Origin of the sequence: Frisingicoccus caecimuris, assembly GCF_004340975.1 — a bacterium.
In the GTDB taxonomy this organism is placed as follows: domain Bacteria; phylum Bacillota; class Clostridia; order Lachnospirales; family Lachnospiraceae; genus Frisingicoccus; species Frisingicoccus caecimuris.
The window spans coordinates 157,283-177,881 of the sequence record NZ_SLXA01000005.1 but is presented as its reverse complement, the minus strand read 5'-3'; the positions used below and the strand labels follow the sequence as shown (position 1 = coordinate 177,881).

At 43.7% G+C, this 20,599-nt stretch carries 18 protein-coding genes; 2 read left to right on the top strand and 16 right to left on the bottom strand.

The genetic code is table 11. From position 1 onward, the window contains the following. Window positions 1-203 precede the first annotated feature (203 nt). The 12 genes from ltrA to EV212_RS07265 form a co-directional block, all read right to left on the bottom strand. A complete protein-coding gene (ltrA, locus tag EV212_RS07320) occupies window positions 204-1,508 on the bottom strand; it encodes a group II intron reverse transcriptase/maturase (RefSeq protein ID WP_132091077.1) in 1,305 nt (434 codons plus the stop codon). A 752-nt stretch (window positions 1,509-2,260) separates the two neighbouring features. Then, the gene (feoB, locus tag EV212_RS07315; protein WP_132091074.1) at window positions 2,261-4,318 is read right to left on the bottom strand and encodes a ferrous iron transport protein B; all 2,058 of its coding nucleotides are present in this window, start codon (window positions 4,316-4,318) and stop codon (window positions 2,261-2,263) included. Then, window positions 4,299-4,541, bottom strand: a complete 243-nt coding sequence (locus EV212_RS07310) for a FeoA family protein (RefSeq protein ID WP_132091071.1) — start codon at window positions 4,539-4,541, stop codon at window positions 4,299-4,301. The genes feoB and EV212_RS07310 overlap by 20 nt, the downstream gene beginning before the upstream one ends. Before the next feature lie 175 nt (window positions 4,542-4,716). Further along, complete coding sequence (locus EV212_RS07305) at window positions 4,717-5,661, bottom strand: TIGR03943 family putative permease subunit (RefSeq protein WP_132091068.1); 945 nt, start codon at window positions 5,659-5,661, stop codon at window positions 4,717-4,719. A 16-nt stretch (window positions 5,662-5,677) separates the two neighbouring features. Continuing rightward, window positions 5,678-6,727: a CobW family GTP-binding protein gene (locus EV212_RS07300; RefSeq protein ID WP_207669080.1), complete on the bottom strand. Its 1,050-nt coding sequence runs from the start codon at window positions 6,725-6,727 to the stop codon at window positions 5,678-5,680. A 109-nt stretch (window positions 6,728-6,836) separates the two neighbouring features. Continuing rightward, window positions 6,837-8,225, bottom strand: coding sequence for an aminopeptidase (locus EV212_RS07295; RefSeq protein ID WP_132091062.1), 1,389 nt, complete (start codon window positions 8,223-8,225; stop codon window positions 6,837-6,839). Between the two features lie 13 nt (window positions 8,226-8,238). Further along, complete coding sequence (locus tag EV212_RS07290) at window positions 8,239-9,744, bottom strand: AAA family ATPase (protein WP_132091059.1); 1,506 nt, start codon at window positions 9,742-9,744, stop codon at window positions 8,239-8,241. A 1-nt stretch (window position 9,745) separates the two neighbouring features. Continuing rightward, the gene (locus tag EV212_RS07285; protein WP_132091056.1) at window positions 9,746-11,062 is read right to left on the bottom strand and encodes a vWA domain-containing protein; all 1,317 of its coding nucleotides are present in this window, start codon (window positions 11,060-11,062) and stop codon (window positions 9,746-9,748) included. An 11-nt stretch (window positions 11,063-11,073) separates the two neighbouring features. Next, window positions 11,074-12,018 carry a leucine-rich repeat domain-containing protein gene (locus EV212_RS07280; protein ID WP_132091053.1) on the bottom strand — a complete coding sequence of 315 codons (945 nt, stop codon included), beginning with the start codon at window positions 12,016-12,018 and terminating at the stop codon, window positions 11,074-11,076. Window positions 12,019-12,029: 11 nt separating this feature from the next. Next, entirely contained in the window at window positions 12,030-12,725 is a 696-nt protein-coding gene (locus EV212_RS07275; RefSeq protein ID WP_207669079.1) for a tRNA threonylcarbamoyladenosine dehydratase, read from the bottom strand. 100 nt (window positions 12,726-12,825) lie between these two features. After that, entirely contained in the window at window positions 12,826-14,001 is a 1,176-nt protein-coding gene (locus tag EV212_RS07270) for a phosphoribosylaminoimidazolecarboxamide formyltransferase (protein WP_132091050.1), read from the bottom strand. Between the two features lie 10 nt (window positions 14,002-14,011). Beyond that, on the bottom strand, window positions 14,012-14,725 hold the full coding sequence (locus tag EV212_RS07265; RefSeq protein WP_132091047.1) for an IMP cyclohydrolase: 714 nt from the start codon (window positions 14,723-14,725) through the stop codon (window positions 14,012-14,014). Window positions 14,726-14,855: 130 nt separating this feature from the next. On the opposite strand from EV212_RS07265, the gene EV212_RS07260 reads away from it, so the two are divergent. Then, window positions 14,856-16,052, top strand: a complete 1,197-nt coding sequence (locus EV212_RS07260) for an LL-diaminopimelate aminotransferase (protein ID WP_132091044.1) — start codon at window positions 14,856-14,858, stop codon at window positions 16,050-16,052. A 50-nt stretch (window positions 16,053-16,102) separates the two neighbouring features. Here the strand turns inward: EV212_RS07260 and EV212_RS07255 are convergent, their stop codons facing one another. Then, window positions 16,103-16,609, bottom strand: coding sequence for a DNA-deoxyinosine glycosylase (locus EV212_RS07255; protein WP_132091041.1), 507 nt, complete (start codon window positions 16,607-16,609; stop codon window positions 16,103-16,105). Window positions 16,610-16,630: 21 nt separating this feature from the next. Beyond that, the gene (locus tag EV212_RS07250) at window positions 16,631-18,049 is read right to left on the bottom strand and encodes a phospholipase D family protein (protein WP_243115500.1); all 1,419 of its coding nucleotides are present in this window, start codon (window positions 18,047-18,049) and stop codon (window positions 16,631-16,633) included. 141 nt (window positions 18,050-18,190) lie between these two features. On the opposite strand from EV212_RS07250, the gene EV212_RS07245 reads away from it, so the two are divergent. Next, a complete protein-coding gene (locus tag EV212_RS07245; protein WP_132091038.1) occupies window positions 18,191-18,868 on the top strand; it encodes a GTP pyrophosphokinase in 678 nt (225 codons plus the stop codon). Between the two features lie 61 nt (window positions 18,869-18,929). On the opposite strand, the gene EV212_RS07240 is transcribed toward EV212_RS07245, so the two are convergent. Continuing rightward, window positions 18,930-19,853 carry a SufB/SufD family protein gene (locus EV212_RS07240; RefSeq protein ID WP_132091035.1) on the bottom strand — a complete coding sequence of 308 codons (924 nt, stop codon included), beginning with the start codon at window positions 19,851-19,853 and terminating at the stop codon, window positions 18,930-18,932. A gap of 17 nt (window positions 19,854-19,870) precedes the next feature. Beyond that, on the bottom strand, window positions 19,871-20,596 hold the full coding sequence (locus EV212_RS07235; RefSeq protein ID WP_132091032.1) for an ATP-binding cassette domain-containing protein: 726 nt from the start codon (window positions 20,594-20,596) through the stop codon (window positions 19,871-19,873). Window positions 20,597-20,599 lie beyond the last annotated feature (3 nt).

The following is a 20,599-nucleotide window of genomic DNA, read 5'->3' as shown; positions in this document are numbered from 1 at the left end:
CAAGAGTTTGCTTACAGCTTCCTTCAGATTCCACCTCACGATGGACACCCTTGCTGTTCGGCTATACACTTCCTCGTTGCCTAGGCGTGTTCGGGTAGGGTCAAGCAATGGCGCGGTAGTTTCCGTTTCCATCGCCTGCCACCTCAAACCGTGCATGAGGTTCTCCCTCACACGGCTTTCCGATAATCTTCTTCCTGTAACATTCAAAGGACTGTCTCATATCTTTTCTTATTTGGATAATAAAAGTACTCTATTCCACTGTTAGCATACCACTTCCGAAATCCATACAGCACATGTTCTCTGTATTTCTTCTGTTTTCGTCTGTAATACACCCGTCTCCATAGCTTCATCCACACGTATTCATCAAGCTGTTTAAACCGTTTTGTTGAGTTGCCGTGCTGAAAGTAGTTTCTCCATCCTCTTATGAGCGGATTTAATTTCTCCACTTTTTGCTCCAGACCCTCATAGGACGATTTTCTGCAAGTAATTACTCTGATTGCATCCTTTACCTTTTTCATCGCCTTTTTACTTGGCATCATGTAAGGCAACTTCCGCCCACATTTGGTTTTCCCAAACTTCTGATAACGGAATCCAAGAAAGTCAAAGCTCTCCTTATTCATATCTACAATCTTTGTTTTCTGCGGATTCAGCGTCAGTTTTAACTTGGTCATTATTCTTTTCAGATGTTCAAACGCTAATTCTGCATCTTTTCTTGTTCTGCACACAATCACTGCATCATCTGCATATCTGACTATAACGCCCAGTTCCTTATGATTCTCCCAGTAGGAGTCCAATACATGAAGATAGACATTTGCTAACAACGGACTAATGACTCCTCCTTGTGGTGAACCTTTTTCCGTTGGATAATATTTCCCATTTTCAATGACTCCTGCTTGTAACCATTGTCTGCATAACTTAATGACCCTTCTATCACTGATGCGACGATTTAATAATCCCAGTAGTATTTCATGATTGATGTTGTCGAAGTATCCCTGTATGTCTGCATCTACTACATACCAGTTTTTATACAATTCTTTTTTCACTTTTTCTGTAGCCTGTTTTGCATCTCTTTTAGGGCGGAATCCATAAGAACTATCTAGAAAGTTTGCTTCAAAGACAGGTTCTATCACTATCTTACAGGCTTGTTGCACAATCCTGTCTCTAATAGTCGGTATTCCCAATGGTCTTTGCTTCCCATCCGGTTTTGGAATGTATACTCTTTTTACCGGCTGAGGCCTGTATTTCTTATTCTGCAAATCTTCTTGAATATCCAACAAGTATTCTTCTACTCCGTATTCCTCAATCATTTCAAAGGTAATGCCGTCAATCCCGGCACTCCCCTTGTTTTCTCGCACTTCTTTCCATGCCCGCCACAAAATATCCAGGCGAAAGATACGGTCATACAACGCATGAAATCTGCGTTGCCTATCCTTTTTGGCTGCCAGGTATAGATTACGTTGAAGTTGTCGTGATTTTCCAATTGAGTGTTGTTGTCCAATATTTGGCATGCACTATCCCTTACCTTCCCGTTAATCTTGATTAAAGCAGAGCCCCTTTTCTCCCATTGTTTTTCTTACCAATAGTTCATAGATACTATGGGCTCCTCCGACTTCTCGTACCACTTCCCAAGGAACTTCGCATGCGTGCTTATATCCTCAGTTACATACTTGTGGTTATATGATGATATGAGACCTCTTCTGTTCCGTTATCAACTTTCATAACATTCCGCTCCCTCTACACCGAAGGGTTCTTCAATGCTGTACTCCAGTATCTGCACATCTTCCATGGTCTTCGTCAGAAAGTCAGTGACTCGACTCCCTCTTGTCCCCTTACAGGGCTAACGTAACGATGCTACAGGATTCACTTTATGTTACGGACTGCTATTTTGCACCTGTTTCTCACAGGCATACCTCGCTTCAACACAATCGGTCACCCAAAAGCATTGGAGGCTCGCTACAAGGCTCACTGGCGATTACCTTGACCAGACTTTCACTGGCTAGCTGATAACAGCTTGCAGAACACACGACTTGCACCCGTTAGAGCGCGCCCATGGCGCGCAAACAAAAAGAAGGTATTCGGAAAAACCGGATACCTTCTCTTCTATTTACATGATTTTGAACAGCTCACGCATCCACAATCGCTGCAATCACTGCAATTGCAAAACTTTCCTGACCGAAACTGGCGAATCCTTCGTAGAATGATCCACAACACATAAAGCATCAATAGTATTCCAATAATTACAGACCAAATCATCGAAACATCAACCTCCAATCAACACAGATCCCACCTGGAACACCATAACAGCCATTCCCCAGGCTACGAGTAACTGCATCAGTATCATTCCTATTGTCCACCGCCAGGAGTTTGTTTCTTTTCGAATGGTTGCAATAGTAGCCATACACGGTATGTAAAGCAGACAGAACACCATCAATGCATAAGCATTAATCGTCCCAAATCCCATATTTTCCAAAACATAGTGAAAATTTTCAATACCAATATCCGAATTGATATTCATTGCAAACAGAACGCTGCAGCTCGAAACAACCAGCTCTTTAGCTGCAATACCTGAAATCAGTGCAACCCCGATCTGCCACAGCCCCAAACCTGCCGGAGCCAGTACCGGAACGAGAAAATGTCCGATAGAAGCTGCAAAGCTGTCAGAAATATCCGACACCATACCTGCCGCTCCGAAATTCATAATGAGCCACAGGAGAACCGAACCAACAAAAATCGTTGTTCCTGCTTTTGTCAGATAGTCCTTCACCTTTTCCCATACATAAATGATGATGGTCCGGGCATTTGGCGATTTATATTCGGGAAGTTCGATCAAAAGGCAATTCTTCTCCTCATTTCGACAGACAATTTTACTGTAAATCAAAGCCACCAGAATAGCCATGATCAGTCCGATCACATACATGGAAAAGGCGGCAGCCATCGCAAATTTCCCAAAAAACATTTTAGAAAACAGAACATAAATCGGAAGCCGGGCGCTGCAGGACATAAATGGTGTCACCATAATGGTCCGAAGCCGGTCTCTTGTATCTTCCAGTGTTCTGGCACTCATAATAGCCGGGACGGTACATCCAAAGCCAAGCAGCATCGGAATAAAGGCTCGTCCGGAAAGTCCCATTTTCCCCATCAGTCCATCCATGACGTAAGCCACTCGGGACATATATCCACTATCCTCCAGAAAGGCCAATGCCAGAAACAGCATAAAAATATTCGGAAGGAACGTCAATATGCCGCCAACGCCGGCAATAATACCGTCACAGACAAGAGAAATCAATGTGGGGCTCAGATGCAAAAGTTCCATACCATACTGAATGCCATTGGCTACACCGGCAATAAAAATTTCAAATCCCCCCGCAATCCAGTCTCCGACAACAAAGGTCAGAAGAAAAACAATGGCCATTATTCCGAAAAATATCGGCATGCCCCAGACCGGATGGGTCATCCACTGGTCAACCTTTTCTGTCCACGCTTCCTTCTGAGCCTTATTCATAAGAACTTCGTCGATAACTTCTTCAATAAAGTCATACTTCTGGTTGATAATTTCATGTTCATAATTCTTATCAACGATATCTTCTGTACGTATCGGATAGTTCTTCATGACTTCCGGGTCTTTTTCAAGTATTTTAATTGCATGCCACCTCGGATTGACAATATTCGGAAACTCAGTCAGCAGCCGCTCTTCCAGGTCGTCAATCTTATCCTCGATATCATCCGAATACACCATCGCAAACTCTTTGTGATGATTGTGACGATGGACACTCTGACACACCAGATCGTGATGATGTTCCACTGGCACGCTGTTACCTTTTCCCTGATGATGGGCCACAGCATGCATCAGTACCTCGAGACCTGTCCGTTTTCTCGCCGAAACAGGCACGACCGGAATCCCCAGCATTTCAGGTAAACGATGGATGTCCAATTCCATGCCCCGCTCCTCAACGATATCCATCATATTCAGAGCCAGCACGACCGGTTTTCCAAGTTCGATAAGCTGTAAAGTTAAGTAGAGATTTCTCTCCAGGTTTGAAGCATCCGCCACGTCCACCACCACGTCCACCTCATCCCCAAGCAAATACTGTCGGGACAAAATTTCTTCCGTAGAATAGCAGGTCAAACTGTAAATTCCCGGAAGGTCTACCAGCTTGTACTGATATTCATGAAACTTAAAGGCACCTTCCTTTTTCTCTACCGTGACCCCCGGCCAATTTGCCACTTTCAGTCTGGCACCCGTATAAGCATTAAATAAAGTGGTTTTTCCACAGTTCGGATTTCCTGCAAAGGCAACATTAATTACCTGTTCGTTCATAATGACCCTCCCTTACATAAATACCCATAGAAATTTCCTTTCCGACAGCCATCCGAGTACCTCTGACCTTAAAGATCATTGTTCCGTTTTTCTTTCTATTTAAAACCTCCACCTGCGTTCCATGAATCAACCCAAGGGCCTCCAGCCTGCGACCAACTTTTTCATTCAGTCTGGTCGATTCAACAACATATTCCATTCCCGGAATACCTTCCGATAAAGTCATTTTCAATTCCTCCATCTATCATTCATATTATATTCTCATTTACCCCATACATATTACCCCGATTAGAATTAGTTGTCAATAACCTGCTATTACACTTGTTTTGGAATCATAAAAATCCCGTCCAATCGATTTTAGTAACCGTTGGACGGGACCGCCTGTCTGCCTGTCATATTCTTTAATTGAAATAAACCATATCCTCTTCCGGTTTTATTGCCTTTTCGATACGTTTTGCATAAAGTACCGGACCAATACCATGATATTCATCCCTGTGCTCCAATCGCACTGTCGCCGTCACCCGAACCCACTGCTTATTCTTTAAACGTGACGCAAACTTACTTTTACATAAAAAACCAAGGAAAGTAATATCATCGGCACAACAGGTCATGGCCATACGTCCCGGCACAAAATATCCATCCTCAAAGTTTTTCGAACGGAATACCATCCCTTTGATGATAACATCCTTACCCTCATACCGCTCACCGTGATCCAAAGCATCCAGATACCAGATACCGTAATTATCATCGTCAATCTCGATAACATCCTGGTTTACATCATAAGGCAGAATGTCTTCACCCGGGTCCAGAATATCTCCGTTTTCCGCTTCAAAAATAAGTTCGGCTTTGCTGTTGAGCACCTTTACATTACGAATCAGGTACGAAATATCTGTCGTTTCTTCATTACATCGGTTAAAAATCGCCATCTGAGTACAGGTCAGAATATCTGCCATCAGAGAACGCATATTGTTCATATATAATTGGAATGTGGATGCATCTACTGTGGTAACCACCTGAAAAAGCTCCCAACGATACGGAAGCTGCATGCGGATAAACTCACTGACCGGCCACATGCCGTTATATTCAATAATAACCTGCTGTGGGCGATGTTCCCGGCGACATTTTTTAAGGAAGTCCAGGGTGAACTCCTCTTTATCCTCTACGGTCACCACATCCACATTGTACTGTTCAAGTAATTTGGGTTCAATCTCCGCTTCGCCTTCCTCAGTGAGGATCAACAGGGTTTTTTCATCTTCTACAAAATTTCCTTCCAGAATGACCTGTTCAATGAAGGTTGTCTTACCGCTCTCCAGAAAACCGGTAATTAAATAAACAGGAACCTGCATTTGTCTTTCCTCCGTTCTAGTTCAGACCGAATAATTCTGCCAGTTTGTCTTCCTTTAATTCAGAACCGATCACACAAAGACGTCCGGTAACATCCGGTTCACCGTCCCGCAATTCAAACTCGCCCGGAACAAGGTCAAAATAAATCCAGCCGCCCTTTGTATCCGGGACCATACCCTTCGCTCTTAAAATCATACCATAATCTTCGGAATGGGCCAGCACATCCAAAGTCATCTGCATCTGATCGCGGTCATATTTCTTCGCCGTCTCCTGACCCCAACTTGTAAATACATCATCTGCATGATGATGGCCATGTTCGTGGTCGTGATCATGACAGCCACAGGTACAGTCCGGGCCATGATCATGATCGTGATGATGATGATGCTCGTGCTCATGGTCATGATGATGCTCATGCTCATGGTCGTGATGATGATGCTCATGCTCTTCTTCAAGAAGTTTCAAAACAAAATCATTTTCTCTTTCCATGGCATCCAAAATCTTTGTGCCGTCAATATCATCCCATGCCGTTGTGACAATTGTTGCTTTTGGATTATGCTCTTTGATCATTTCAAGACACTTTGTCAGTTTATCCTCGGACATCTTCTGAGTGCGGCTCAAAACGATCGTTTTTGCATGTTCAATCTGATTATTAAAGAATTCTCCGAAATTCTTCATATACATCTTACATTTCTGGCCGTCAACGACTGCTGTATAACTGTTTAAACAAATATCTACTTTTTCTCCAACACCTTCTACCGCCCGGATAACATCCGACAATTTTCCTACACCTGACGGTTCAATGATCACCCGGTCCGGTGCATAATCATGAATAACCTTTTCCAGTGCCGTACCAAAATCACCAACCAGTGAACAACAGATACATCCGGAATTCATCTCTGTGATCTCAACACCTGCATCCTTTAAAAAACCGCCGTCAATACCAATCTCACCAAATTCGTTTTCAATAAGAACAACCTTTTCATCTGCAAAAGCCTCAGATAACAGTTTTTTTATCAATGTGGTTTTGCCAGCACCTAAAAATCCAGAAATAATATCAATTTTAGTCACTATAGTCACTACCTTTCCAGTTTTAAAAACACCTTGTAAAAAAATTCCGTCTGAGAATGACGGAATTACCATCTCTTAGTGTAACACACCAGATTTGGTTTATCAAGATTTAAATCCAGTCTTTTGTTTTCAAAAAAGTCTCATAGCATTTTTCAGCCTCATAAATATCTGCCTTGCTTGTTACTTCCCACGGTGCATGCATGCTGAGTACCGGAACACCACAGTCGATGACATCCATGTCGTAAGCCGCCGGAATCCAGGCGATGGTGTTGCCGCCGCCAGCATCTACTTTTCCCATCTCAGCCATCTGATATGCCACTTTGTTCTCATCCATAATCCGGCGGATACGAGCAACATATTCAGCTCCGGCATCATTTGAGCCAGCCTTTCCGCGGGCACCTGTATATTTATTAAATACGACACCATGCCCAAAATAAGCCGTATTATTTTTCTCAAATACAGAGGAATAGGCCGGGTCATAGGCTGCATTCACATCCGAGGAGATCATTTTTGAATTTGCCAGAGTCCGTCGAAGGGTAATATCATTTAATTTGCCCATTGCCTGAAGGACTTCGGCAATGGTATTCTCAAAGAATCTGGAACCCATACTGGAAGCGCCCACGCTGCCGATCTCTTCTTTATCCACGAAAACAGCGACACTGGTCCGCATCACCTCAACTACAGACAGCATCGCCATCAAAGATGTATAGGCACATACCCGGTCATCCTGTCCATAACCCATGATCATGCTCCGGTCCAGGCCAAAATCTCTGGATTTTCCGGCAGGCACAACTTCAATCTCACCGGAGACAAAATCTTCTTCTTCAATGTCATATTTTTCTTTCAGGAGTTTTAAGATATTTGCTTTGACCTTATCCTTAGTATCTGAATCTTTCAACGGTCGGCTTCCCACAAGAATGTCCAGATTTTCCCCCTCCACAACAACAGCACCTTTTTTGTCAAGCTGTTTGGCTGACAGGTGGACAAGGAGGTCCGTTACCCCGAATACCGGGTCGTTTTCATCTTCACCGATATTGATTTCTACATGACTGCCGTCTTTTTTGACAATGGTCCCATGAAGCGCCAGCGGCAATGTTACCCACTGATATTTTTTAATACCGCCGTAATAATGAGTATCCATATAGGCCAGCTCTGTATCCTCATAAAGCGGATTCTGTTTTAAGTCCAGGCGGGGGGAGTCAATATGAGCGCCAAGAATATTTAATCCTTCTTCCACAGGGAATAATCCGATATTGATAAACATCACAGCTTTTCCTTTTGTCTGTGCATAAACTTTACTTCCATGTCTCAATATATGTCCGCCCCGGATGACATCTTCCATGGAAACATAACCGTACTGTTTGGCCGCCCCAATCATCTGGCGTACACATTCTCTTTCCGTTTTTCCATTATCCAGAAAAAATTTATATCCCTGAATCAACGCATCCATCATTTCCAAATCTTCATCTGTATAAGTATTCCATGTATTTTCCTTCATTCGTATAATCCTCCTACTGACCTGAACCTAAAAAGGAAAGCTCTTTTTCGATTCCCTGAATATCTGACATGATCGCACTCTGACGTTCGCCAAGTAATAATCCCTGATTGTACTGATAATATTTCTCACAACCATTTTCTCCGATAAACCAGAGCGCATAATGGCTTGAGTTCAATTCGGTGATAAAGACAACCATCTCCTGGCTTTCGCCGAAAGCGCCTTCCACAAAAGTAAAGGAATTATCAAAAGCTGTTTTCCACTGTTCCAGCATCGATTGACGTCCGGCAACCGCTTCATTAAATTTATTTTTAACCGTCTCAAAATCCGCACCTTCCCGGACAACCCTGAGATATTCCTCTAATGTATTCATTAAGCGGAGGGCTACACGAATCTCTGATTTTTCCATCGTCTTTCCATGCTCACTCTTCTCCCACTTATCCTTTTCCTGACGGAAGGCTTCTGAAAGTCCTTCCAGCAAATCCGGCTGGCCTTTCACAAATTTCAAAATGCCAAACAAGCGCTCTACATAAATATCCCATTCGTAACAATCCCTGGCGCCATCGCTCAAAGCACTGACAAGAAGTCCAAGGACACTCAGTTTTTCATCAAAGGGCGCTGAAGAGATCCGTTCCTCAGCTCCTGGATAAATTTTCCCATGCAAAATATCTTCCACATTATAGTCAGCCGCATATTTTTTATAAAGATCCATATACGCCGAAAATTCTCTAGCAATCCGTGGATGCTGCAAATATTGACCGATCACGCCTTCGGTCACAGGAATATCCAGTTTTTCACAGGCACGAATCATCTGGGACAAATCCTCCCAGCCACGGGCTGTCACGAAACGCTTGCCCTCCACTGTTGTTTCAACCGTATAAAAGTTTTCTTTCTTTACATCCAGATAAGAAATGATACTTCCGTGAACGCCGGCTTTATAAGCATATTCTTTCCAGACCGGAAGATTCTCCGTCACATCGATCCGTTTCACACGGTCCAGGGTAACAATATCAAACTCTTTAACCGACTTGTTATATTCCGGTGGGTTTCCTGCAGCTACGATAATCCATCCATCCGGCACTTTATGGTTACCGAAGGTCTTTCCCTGCAAAAACTGAAGCATGGTCGGCGCCAGCGTTTCAGAAACACAGTTAATTTCATCAATAAATAAAATTCCTTCTTTTAAGCCGGTGCGTTCCATTTGCTCATAGACAGAGCCAATGATCTCACTCATCGTATATTCGGTGACCGGATACTCTTTTCCCCCGAAGTCCTTATGTTCAATCATCGGCAGACCGATCGCCGACTGGCGAGTATGATGCGTAATCGTATAGGCCACCAGACCAATACCGCATTCTCGAGCCACCTGCTCCATAATGGCTGTCTTTCCGATTCCCGGTGGTCCGATCAAAAGCACCGGACGCTGATGCGTCATGCCGATCATATAGTTTCCGAATTCATCCTTCGCCGTGTAGGCCCTCACTGTATGAATAATTTCTTCCTTTGCTTCTTTAATGTTCATTTTACTCACTCCATGTTAATATATCATCCGGTTCAAGGATTACCTTCATCGCCCAGGCCGGAACCTTGATATCCGTGTAGTCTTCTTTGACAAATATAAATGCGGTGTCAAATCCCGGTTTCTTTGCCGGAAACTCACCATAACCATCGGTAAAATAAAGAACCCCTTTCAGATTTCGGAATTCGCCATCCTGCACAAGCTTTTCCACATAGGAAATACCCGCTTTAAAATTCGTCCCGCCGCGGCCCCGGATAACAAGATGCTTCATACATTCTTTCAATTCTTCTTCATTTTGAATCTTCATATCCATCTGGACCTTGGAATCGCACTGGACAATATGCAGATTCATGTTCTTAAAGAAACTGTCCATACTGTGAAGAATCTGAAAAGTTTCATGGAAAAACCGTTTCAGTATTTCATCACCGCAGGATTCGGATGTATCCACGATAATCGCCAACTCCTGTATTTTTTCCGACTCCTTATATTCCAGCGGTTCCACCAGCGGCACATTGCCATAGGTGTTCAGACCGTAAGTATAAAATATATAATCAAAGCTGTCCAAGTCCAGCTTAATTTCCTCATTCACCACAGCAAACTTTCTTAAAAACTTCCGATAATCATAAGTTTCATGCAGACTGATTTCCATTTGGAGAAGCAGATCTCCAGCCTTCTCGCCCATACTCTTTGAAAAGGTGGAGAGGTTGGTCTTCATCTTCTCGCTGATATCTTTCCACTTATTATCGTTTTCCTGCTGTCTCTGCTTTCCCTCAGGCGTATCCTCCTGGCCCTGCCAGAAAGAATGGTCATCCAGAGTAAAAATCCGTTCTGCCGCCATCAACTCCCGCGGCGACAACGGATGATTCATCATCCACCGGTAAATCGACTGGGCATTGAGAACCTTTGTCTCCTGACCAATTCGGTAATACCAGGCTTCCCGCTCATCGCTGACCACCCGTTTGACACAGACCGCATCAAACCGGTCCACCAGAGATTCGGCCGAAATATCACAGGACAGATTCCAGAGACGCTCATCCCGCTCCATCCGTCCCGTCATATGGCGGAAAATATTGTGCATGAGCATATGGACATAGACCCGGTTGATATCCTGGGGCCATTCCTTATAGGCCGATGTCAGCCAGGACGGATTAAACAAGATTTTAAACCCATCCGTCCCGATGGTCTTTGTACTCAGATTCAGTTCATAGTCCAGCGCACTCAACGCAATGTCAAAATAACGCATCGACATATAAATTTCATTCCGGGATGCTGTCAGGATCTGCAGACCGACCCGGTTGATTCTTTCTCTTATTTCATTCATTTTCAACAATCCTACAAATCAAAGGTTTTCTTCATCGACGAATAATGGACATTTTTATACTGCATCAACATACTGACAAACTCAGGTACCTGATTCTTCTGCCCAAATTCAATCCCGGCATCCAGCATTTCCTTCGGCAGCGGCTCGCCTTCTGTCAACAGAGAAAACAAAGACCACCGCTTTGTCTCAACCATATAAAAAAGTACCTGAGCTCCCATGGATTTTAAATAGTCAATATAAAATCGGCGTGCCTGAGAAGCCAGCTCATATGGATAACTCAAACGTTTCAAAGCCAGATCCATCACTGTCGTCGGCTCATCCCGGTGAATCGTCAATTCAAAAATCTCATCATATTTCATATAATCGATACCTGTACTGCTGATACAGTTCCGGTAGAGACTTCCTGAGCCGTAGGTCTTATGATTAAACTGACGGGCCTCCTCATTGGCCGTCTCTTCATAAAAGAAATCTGTAAAGACAAGCTGGGATACATTGCCATCCTTATAATGAAAGGTGACGGTCAGTTCAAAATTTGTATCACTCAAAATCGTATTAATCTGACTTTCCATTCCCTGCACCGTATATAAATGGATGTCTCTCAAATCCGAGTCATTACGAAAAGCGCCATATCCCATGTGGGTCAGCGTTCCGGGCAAAACGACACGTGCCAGCCGGGTACAATTATAAAAGGCATAGTCATCGATACGCTCTGTCCCTTTCGGGAACTCAATCTGTTCCAGAAAACGACACTCGGCAAAGGCATGATCTCCAATCACTTTCATTGACCGGGGCAAACGAATCCGCGTCATTTCCCGCTGTTCATAAAAAGCATATTCGCCGATGGCTGTCACCGGATGGTCATTCCATACATCCGGCAAAGAAACAACCTTATCCTTCCCTTCTGCCTTCACCAGACGGGCGCTGCCATCTGTCATTATCTCAAATTTGAACTCCATGAATCTTCTCCTCACACATTTTCCTGTATCTCAGCAAGTAAATCTCTCACCACGGCCGAAGCGATCAAAAGCCCCGCACTTCCCGGGACAAAGGACATGCTTCCCGGTGTCCTGTGATTCGCCACAGGCTCTTCCGTCGAAAAAACCACTTTCTGATGTTTCACACCCCGGCTTTTTAACTCCCGGCGCATCACGCGAGCCAGCGGACAGACACTTGTCTTGTAAATATCCGCCACCTGCAGTCTGGACGGGTCCATCTTGTTTCCTGTTCCCATTGAGCTGATGACAGGAACGCTCAATTCCTGACATTTCATAATAATTTCTATTTTAGCCGTCACCGTATCGACCGCATCGACCACATAATCATAATTTTCAAAAGGAAAGGTATGACTGTTTTCCGGCAGAAAAAAAGTTTCACGTGTATGCACCAGAGCTTCTGGATGAATCTCCCGGATTCGTTCCTTCATCACCCGGGTCTTCATTCGTCCTACTGTCGATTCCAGGGCAATGATCTGACGGTTCAGATTGGACATACTGACCACATCTTTATCTACCAAAGTAAATTCTCCAATACCACAGCGAGCCAATGCTTCTGTCACGTAACCGCCCACACCGCCAATGCCAAAAATTGCCACATGACACTCGGACAACCGCTTTAAACCCTCTTCACCAATCAGCATTCCTGTTCTCTGAAATCTCTCTTCCAAAAGCTTTTCCTCCTAAATTACATCGTTCCTATCATATCATATTTGAATCCAAAAATAAAGGGACACAGCAAAAAGCTGCATCCCTGAAACTATACTTAAATTAATGATGGAAAAGACGAATACCTGTAAAGGCCATAGCCATGCCGTATTTATTACAGGTTTCAATGACGTTATCGTCACGAATGGAACCGCCCGGCTGAGCCACATACTTCACGCCGCTCTTATGGGCACGTTCAATATTATCACCAAATGGGAAGAAAGCATCCGAACCAAGAGCCACATCCTGCATGCCGTCCAGCCATGCCCGTTTTTCTTCTCTTGTGAAGACTTCCGGTTTTACTTTGAAGATTTTCTCCCATTCACCATCGGCCAGAACATCCATATAATCTTCGCCGATATATAAATCGATGGCATTATCTCTGTCAGCCCGTCCGATCTTATCAACAAATTCCAGATTCAGCACCTTCGGACACTGACGCAGATACCAGTTGTCGGCTTTGCTGCCAGCCAGACGGGTACAGTGAATTCTGGACTGCTGTCCTGCACCAATACCGATGGCCTGTCCGCCTTTAGCAAAACAAACGGAATTAGACTGGGTATATTTTAATGTGATCAGAGAAATGATCAGGTCGATTTTTGCCAGTTCCGGAATTTCCTTATTCTCTGTAACAACATTGGCAAGAAGTTCATCATCCACTTTCAGTTCATTACGTCCCTGTTCAAAAGTAATACCGAACACTTCTTTATGCTCGATCGGCGCCGGAATATAATCCGGATCGATCTGAATGATATTGTAATTGCCTTTTTTCTTTGCTTTTAAAATTTCCAGAGCTTCCGGTTCATATCCCGGCGCGATCACACCGTCGGACACTTCTCTTTTGATAATTTTTGCGGTGGAAACATCACAAACATCGGAGAGAGAAATAAAATCACCAAAAGAAGACATACGGTCTGCTCCCCTGGCTCTCGCATAAGCACAGGCCAGCGGTGAAAGTTCACCCAGATCGTCCACCCAGTATATTTTTTTCAGTACATCGTCCATTGGCAGACCAACCGCAGCGCCTGCCGGAGATACATGTTTAAAAGATGTTGCCGCTGGAAGTCCGGTAGCCTTTTTCAGTTCGCTGACAAGCTGCCAGCCATTAAAAGCATCCAGAAAATTAATATAACCCGGCTTGCCGTTTAAAACAGTAATCGGCAATTCACCTTCATTCATATAAATACGGGATGGTTTCTGATTTGGATTACAACCATACTTTAACTCCAATTCTTTCATGATGTTCCTCCTATTTATTTTTATTTACAATACGTGTTTCCCAAGTACCATCTTCGAGGTTGATATAACGCACAAACAACGATACTTTGTTTTCTTCGTTCAGACTGTTCCAGATCCGATCGGTAAATGTATCGATATCTCCTTCAATATCCACCCATTCCGGTTCACCTTCAAAACTTGGCAATGGATTGCCGTCGCCCATATAAGTGTGGATAAAATGTCCCTCACCATCAAATGGGTTATTATAAGCAAATGTATAACGGTTACAGCCTTCCGGACGTCCGTTATTGCTCTTTAAAATGGACAAAGCATAATTAAAAATTCCTTTATCCTGATGGATGATTCCGGAAATCCTAGGTGTAAAGTTCGGTGCGTCCGGCTCGAACTCTCTGGTACGCAGAGACTGTTCAAAGGTCTGCTGTTTGTCCATCAGATCATAGATCGTGTCTGTCTGATCGCCGTTAGTCACAATAGTCTTATTTCCAAGAACACGTACCGGGGCATAAATGATCAGGCTCGGATCTGTCAGTTTGGACGGATCAAAGGCTTCTGTGCGGATACCGTCACCATCTTCCACAAAGACACGGTTACGGCTGTTTTCACTGCGGCCCATAATAAAATAAGCCGTTACGGCACAGGTACCGTCAGCGGACTTACCAATAATAATTCCTCTGCCAGGATAAGCATTCGCTTTCAACTGTTTTTCGATTGACAACTTTTCCATCAGTATTCCTCCTTATTAATCACCTGAATTATATCATCGATACTTATATTTGGCAACTCATTTTATTGACACTAAAAAACTTATTTGCTAGAATGTAGCTAATTATTTTCTTACAGAAAGGGACGACACAATGCCAAAATTAAATGAAAACTATCAGAATCTGAAAGAAAGCTATCTTTTTGTGGAGATTGCCCATCGTGTGGCAAAATATGCCGAAGCAAACCCGGATAAAAAAATCATCCGTCTCGGTATCGGCGATGTTACTCTTCCTTTAGAACCCCTGGCTGTAGCAGGGCTCCATGAAGGCGTGGATGCCATGACTTCCACTGAAACCTTCAAGGGCTATGGTCCGGAACAGGGTTATGATTTTCTCCGTCAGGCCGTTGTTGATTACTATGCTGAAAACGGCATATCCATCCAGGCGGATGACGTCTTCATTTCCGACGGCGCCAAGAGCGACACAGGAAATATTGGCGACTTGTTTGCTAAAGATAATATTGTCCTTATCCCGGATCCGGTATATCCGGTTTATGTGGACACCAACGTTATGACAGGCCGTGAAATTATTTATATCGATGCCAATGCGGAAAATAACTTCCTTCCAATGCCGGATAAACACGTCCATGCCGATCTGATCTACATCTGCTCCCCGAATAATCCAACGGGCGCTGCTTACAACAAAGAACAGTTAAAAGCATGGGTAGATTACGCCCTTGAAAATGATGCTGTGATCTTCTACGATTCCGCTTATGAAGCTTTCATCACAGACCCAGAACTGCCTCGCAGCATCTTCGCAGTTGAAGGCGCTAAGAAATGTGCGATTGAATTCTGCTCCCTTTCTAAAACAGCCGGATTCACAGGCACCCGCTGCGGTTATACGGTTGTTCCTCAGGAGCTTGTATTCAAAGCTTCCAATGGCGAGGAAATGTCTGTAAACGCCATGTGGAAACGCCGTCAGACAACCAAATTTAACGGAACTTCTTATATTGTTCAGAAAGGCGCCGCCGCCATCTTTACAAAAGAAGGTATGGCTCAGTGCCGTGAAAATATTGCCTACTATCAGAAAAATGCCAAAACCATTTCTGATGTTCTTTCAAAAAAAGGCATCCGCTTCTTCGGGGGTAAAAATTCCCCATACATCTGGTTTGAATGCCCGAAGGGCATGGATTCCTGGGACTTCTTTGACTATCTTCTGAATAACGCTCAGGTTGTCGGAACGCCTGGCGCCGGATTCGGTAAGAACGGTCAGAACTTCTTCCGGCTCACTTCTTTCGGTACCCATGAAAGCACCAAAGAAGCTATGGAACGTTTTGAAAAATTATTCTAAACAAATTTTTAAACCCTTCGGAAATGAAAACTTCCGAAGGGTTTTTATTCTTACTTTATATATCCTTTCCAACACTCGATCAACTGTTCCAAACTCCAGGCCGCATTGGCCGGGCTTGTGGAAGGCAGCTTCACTGCATCCATCCCCGTCGATGGCTTCACATATTTTTCATAGAGCTTCCATGCTGTCGCACCGTTGGCACAGATTCGTTCAATACAGGCAGATGAAAGTATTTTTTCAAAATCATTGGGAACCACGTCTTTGATACTGCTGTCACTGGAACCGGTAATCCGACAGGAAGCGATCACATCCCACACTGCAATGGAATGGCCCAGAAGCATCGCCTTTTTCTCATTGATCGTCACCGGAACAGGAATGCCTAAAATTCCCGCCAGGACCTTCCAGAACCGATTCTGGGGATGGCCGTAAAAGAAGCCGCTCTCCCTGGATTTAATCGATGGAAAGCTCCCAAGAATCAACACTTTTGAGTTTTCATCATAAACCGGAGCGATTTCATGAAGCACCGGTTCTTCATTTAAATTTTTATTTGCTTTCATTTCATTTTTCTCCCAATCACTCTATATAACAAATCGAAATGGCTTAAGAACCAGACCGATAAGGCGCATGATCATATATTGTCCCACAGGAAGCTCTGTCACATTCAAATGCTCTGGTACTTCATCCTTTTCGGCATCCACAACATGACGGCAGTCCCTTTCCAGAATATCCATATTGGACTGAAGCTCTGCAGCCAGTCCCGGGCTTTTGACAACAAGCATCATCTCCGTATCCATATAACTGCTCCGCAAATCAAAGTTGTAAGAACCGACAATAGCGATATCATCATCGATCACAATAGACTTCCCATGGGTCGATGTTCCGCCGTCATATTCATACAGATCAAAGCCAATGTCTATAACCGACGGTTTGTTCCACAAATAGTCGCTGGAGGCCACAATATTGTCTCCATTCTCCACCGAGTTAATCACCATCCGTGGATTTTGAACGTCATCCGCCACTTCTGCCAGTTTTTCATACATATAGTCATTGCAGACGATATAAGGCGTGTGCAGATCCACACGTTCTCCCGCCCCTTTCATCAATTCGGATATGATGTAAAAAACGACTGGCTCCTTCGCATAAATCCCTGTCGGATTCGTCACCAGCTTTACGCCATCCACCGGACAGGTGACCTCTGCATAGTCATAATCCTCAAACAGCTCGGGATGATTTTCTCTCAGGCAGGTATAACGCTCTTCTAATATCTTTCGTTGTTCCACTACCCTGGGATGTGCCGCCAGCCTGGAATCATCATGAAACAGACGGCAGATACCCATATACCACACCGAATCAAAATAGGTTTCCAACTGTTTTATAGAACCATTTGAGCCCGGGTTATAAACAAGCACTTCCCTGTCCAGACTGTTATTTTCCGTTTCATAATTCCCGATAAAATAATCAAAACTGTTCCGGCCGCCAAGTAGATAGGCTTTCTCGTCAACCATCATATATTTATCATGCATCCGTCCCTGAAGCCGCCAGGGTAATAAAATATTCACCGGGTTATAAATCTTTATTTCCACATTTGGATGGGTAGACAGTGCATAAAAAACGGGCCTTCCTTCCATCCTGAGAAACACGCTGATACCGTCGATCAGTATTTTTACTGAAACGCCTTCATCTGCTTTGTGTAAGATGACCGACAATACATCCTCTGTACTCTGTCCTTCTCGCATGTCAAAGGTCGTCAGTACGATTCTTTTTTCAGCCTTATCTATTAAACGAATACGTTCTTCCCAAGCGCTCTGTCCGGTCTCCAGAATCATGGCCCTGTCTCCCGAAGCTGTATTTTCAAAAAAATGTTCTGTACTGACCATTGCTTTTGTTTGTTCCGAGATTTCCGGATATATAGCAAAAGGCGCCATCGCCCCCACAAAAAGATACAGTACAGCGGCAATGATCAGACATCCAAATCGATGCTTTTTAAAAAAATCCAAAATTTCAATCTCCTTTTCATGAAAGACATTCTACCATGATTTCAAAGAAATTTTTATGAATAATTATCTTTTTCTTGAACTTTTTGCCATAAGCTGTTAATCTTTTCTATAGAAAAACACTTTATTACAGGAGACAAAATCATGGATAAAATAACCGAAGAGGTATTAATTCCTTTTTTATTTGAAGATATCAAAACATCCGAACGTCCGGAAATTATCCTGGCGAATGTTCCGGAATTCAAAGAGTTGATGATGCAGTATGAATGTGCGATCATGGAAGTCAATACAAAGCTCCATGTATTAAACAATGAATTCTCCCATATGTATCAACGAAATCCAATTGAATCAATTAAAACCCGCATTAAAACCCCGGCCAGTATTCTTGAAAAACTGAACCGCCGGAATCTTCCGATTTGTATCGATTCACTGGAAAATGGTCTGACCGATATAGCCGGTATCCGGGTCATCTGTCCATTTCCTGACGATATCTATAATGTGGCTGAACTATTGACAAATCAAGATGATGTAATGACCGTTGCCCGAAAAGATTACATTAAAAATCCAAAGAAAAACGGTTATCGCAGTCTCCACCTGATCATTGAGATTCCTATCTTTCTGGCCAGCGGAAAGAAACATATGAAAGTGGAAGTTCAGCTAAGAACGATTGCCATGGACTTTTGGGCCAGTTTGGATCACAAGCTCCGTTACAAGCAGAACCTGAAGAATTCCGAAGAGATTGCTCTCGAATTGAGGGAATGCGCGGATATCATCGCGGGTGTGGACCTGAAGATGCAGAACATCCGTAAAAAAATCCAATAAAATTCAATCCCCTGTTCCACTATTATCATGGCAACAGGGGATTTTTTGACACGATTTGCGTTTAATCAAGAAAAGCATCCACAATGACCGCCTCGGCCTCTTCTTCCGTCATGCCAAGCGTTCTGAGTTTAATAAGCTGTTCGTTGTTAATTCTTCCAATGGCTGCTTCATGGATAATGGAAGCATCGATATGCCGTGCATTGATTTCAGGTATAGAACAGACTTCCGCTTTATCCATAATGATCGAATCACACTGGACATGCGCATGACAGGCTGCATTTCCAATGGCCTTCGGATGAAAGGTCTGAGAAGATTGACCTTTTGCCACAGAACGTGAAGCAATCTTTGCCGAGCTGCCGTCCCCGTTCATCTGAATTTCCATATTAGATACTGCATTCTGTTTATCATGCGTCATAAGACGTTCTGTAACAAAAAGCTTCGCTCCGGCTTCCATCGTGATCTCCGTTTCACGAATACTGGAATCCACGCCTTTAATCTGAGCCGTGTCGAGAGTAAACACCGAATTTTCATCCATATAAATTTTTGTTACCGGATTTAATATACGTTCTCCTGTACCATCGCCTTCGCCGTAATGTTTTTCTTCATAACGGACATTGGCGCCTTTACCCACATGAAAGCTATGGATACCGTCATGACGGGCATTATCACAGCCCGCATTGTGAATACCACATCCGGCCACGATCACCACTTCCGCGCCTTCCGCAATATAAAAATCATTATAAACTACATCCGTCATACCGGAAGCCGTCACAACAACAGGAATGTGGACCTGCTCTCCTTTTGTGTTTCCGTCGATAAAAACATCAATACCATTTTTGTCTGTTTTACTCTTTATCTTAATATGTTCACTGTCTCCATGACAAAGGGGCTGGCCATTGTAACGGAGATTGTAAGCGCCTTCCTGCTTAAATGTGCCATTGTCAATAACATTCAGCACGCCCTGTGTAATCTTATCAATTTCCATTTTCAAAATCTCCCTTCTTAATGCTTCATGTACTTGCATCCGGCATCGCCATCACCCTCAAGCAACAGCGGCATAACTTCCTCTTTCGTTCCAATCTGCTGAACCCGTCCATCGCGGATGACCATGATGCGGTCAGCCATCTGAATGATGCGTTCCTGATGAGAAATAATGATAATGCTCTCTTTTTTCTTTTTGTGAATCTCTTCGAACTGCTGAACAAGCATCGAAAAACTCCAGAGATCAATTCCCGCTTCCGGTTCATCAAAGATACAGAGTTTATGCGGTTTAGAGAAGGCCGTAGCAATCTCTATACGTTTCATCTCACCGCCGGATAAGGAGCTGTCAACCTGACGGTCCAGATATTCTCTGGCACACAGGCCCACATTGCTCAAAAGCTGACAGCTCGCATCCTCAGATAATTCACCGCCGGAAGAAAGCTGAATCAAATGTTTGACCGTCATTCCTTTAAAACGGGGCGGCTGCTGGAAAGCAAAACCGAGTCCGGCTTTTGCTCTGTGATCGATATCATAACCGGTAATGTCCTCTCCATCCAATATAATCTGGCCAGCCGTCTGAGGTTTGATTCCCATAAGGAGAGAAGCCATCGTTGATTTACCTCCGCCATTCGGTCCGGTGATCACAAGAAGTTCACCATCCGCCACATCAAAACTGATATCATCTATAATCTTTAATTTCTGTCCATTCTCAACAACTTCATAAGACAGATTCTTTACTTGAAGCATCCT

Coding starts and splice junctions, on each gene's coding strand:
- EV212_RS07295 (WP_132091062.1), bottom strand. CDS start 8,225: ATGAAGGAAAATACATGGAATACTTATACAGATGAAGATTTGGAAATG.
- EV212_RS07305 (WP_132091068.1), bottom strand. CDS start 5,661: ATGCAGGTTCCTGTTTATTTAATTACCGGTTTTCTGGAGAGCGGTAAG.
- ltrA (WP_132091077.1), bottom strand. CDS start 1,508: ATGCCAAATATTGGACAACAACACTCAATTGGAAAATCACGACAACTT.
- EV212_RS07240 (WP_132091035.1), bottom strand. CDS start 19,853: ATGGAAATTGATAAGATTACACAGGGCGTGCTGAATGTTATTGACAAT.
- EV212_RS07260 (WP_132091044.1), top strand. CDS start 14,856: ATGCCAAAATTAAATGAAAACTATCAGAATCTGAAAGAAAGCTATCTT.
- EV212_RS07245 (WP_132091038.1), top strand. CDS start 18,191: ATGGATAAAATAACCGAAGAGGTATTAATTCCTTTTTTATTTGAAGAT.
- EV212_RS07290 (WP_132091059.1), bottom strand. CDS start 9,744: ATGAACATTAAAGAAGCAAAGGAAGAAATTATTCATACAGTGAGGGCC.
- feoB (WP_132091074.1), bottom strand. CDS start 4,318: ATGAACGAACAGGTAATTAATGTTGCCTTTGCAGGAAATCCGAACTGT.
- EV212_RS07235 (WP_132091032.1), bottom strand. CDS start 20,596: ATGCTTCAAGTAAAGAATCTGTCTTATGAAGTTGTTGAGAATGGACAG.
- EV212_RS07310 (WP_132091071.1), bottom strand. CDS start 4,541: ATGACTTTATCGGAAGGTATTCCGGGAATGGAATATGTTGTTGAATCG.
- EV212_RS07255 (WP_132091041.1), bottom strand. CDS start 16,609: ATGAAAGCAAATAAAAATTTAAATGAAGAACCGGTGCTTCATGAAATC.
- EV212_RS07285 (WP_132091056.1), bottom strand. CDS start 11,062: ATGAATGAAATAAGAGAAAGAATCAACCGGGTCGGTCTGCAGATCCTG.
- EV212_RS07280 (WP_132091053.1), bottom strand. CDS start 12,018: ATGGAGTTCAAATTTGAGATAATGACAGATGGCAGCGCCCGTCTGGTG.
- EV212_RS07265 (WP_132091047.1), bottom strand. CDS start 14,725: ATGGAAAAGTTGTCAATCGAAAAACAGTTGAAAGCGAATGCTTATCCT.
- EV212_RS07270 (WP_132091050.1), bottom strand. CDS start 14,001: ATGAAAGAATTGGAGTTAAAGTATGGTTGTAATCCAAATCAGAAACCA.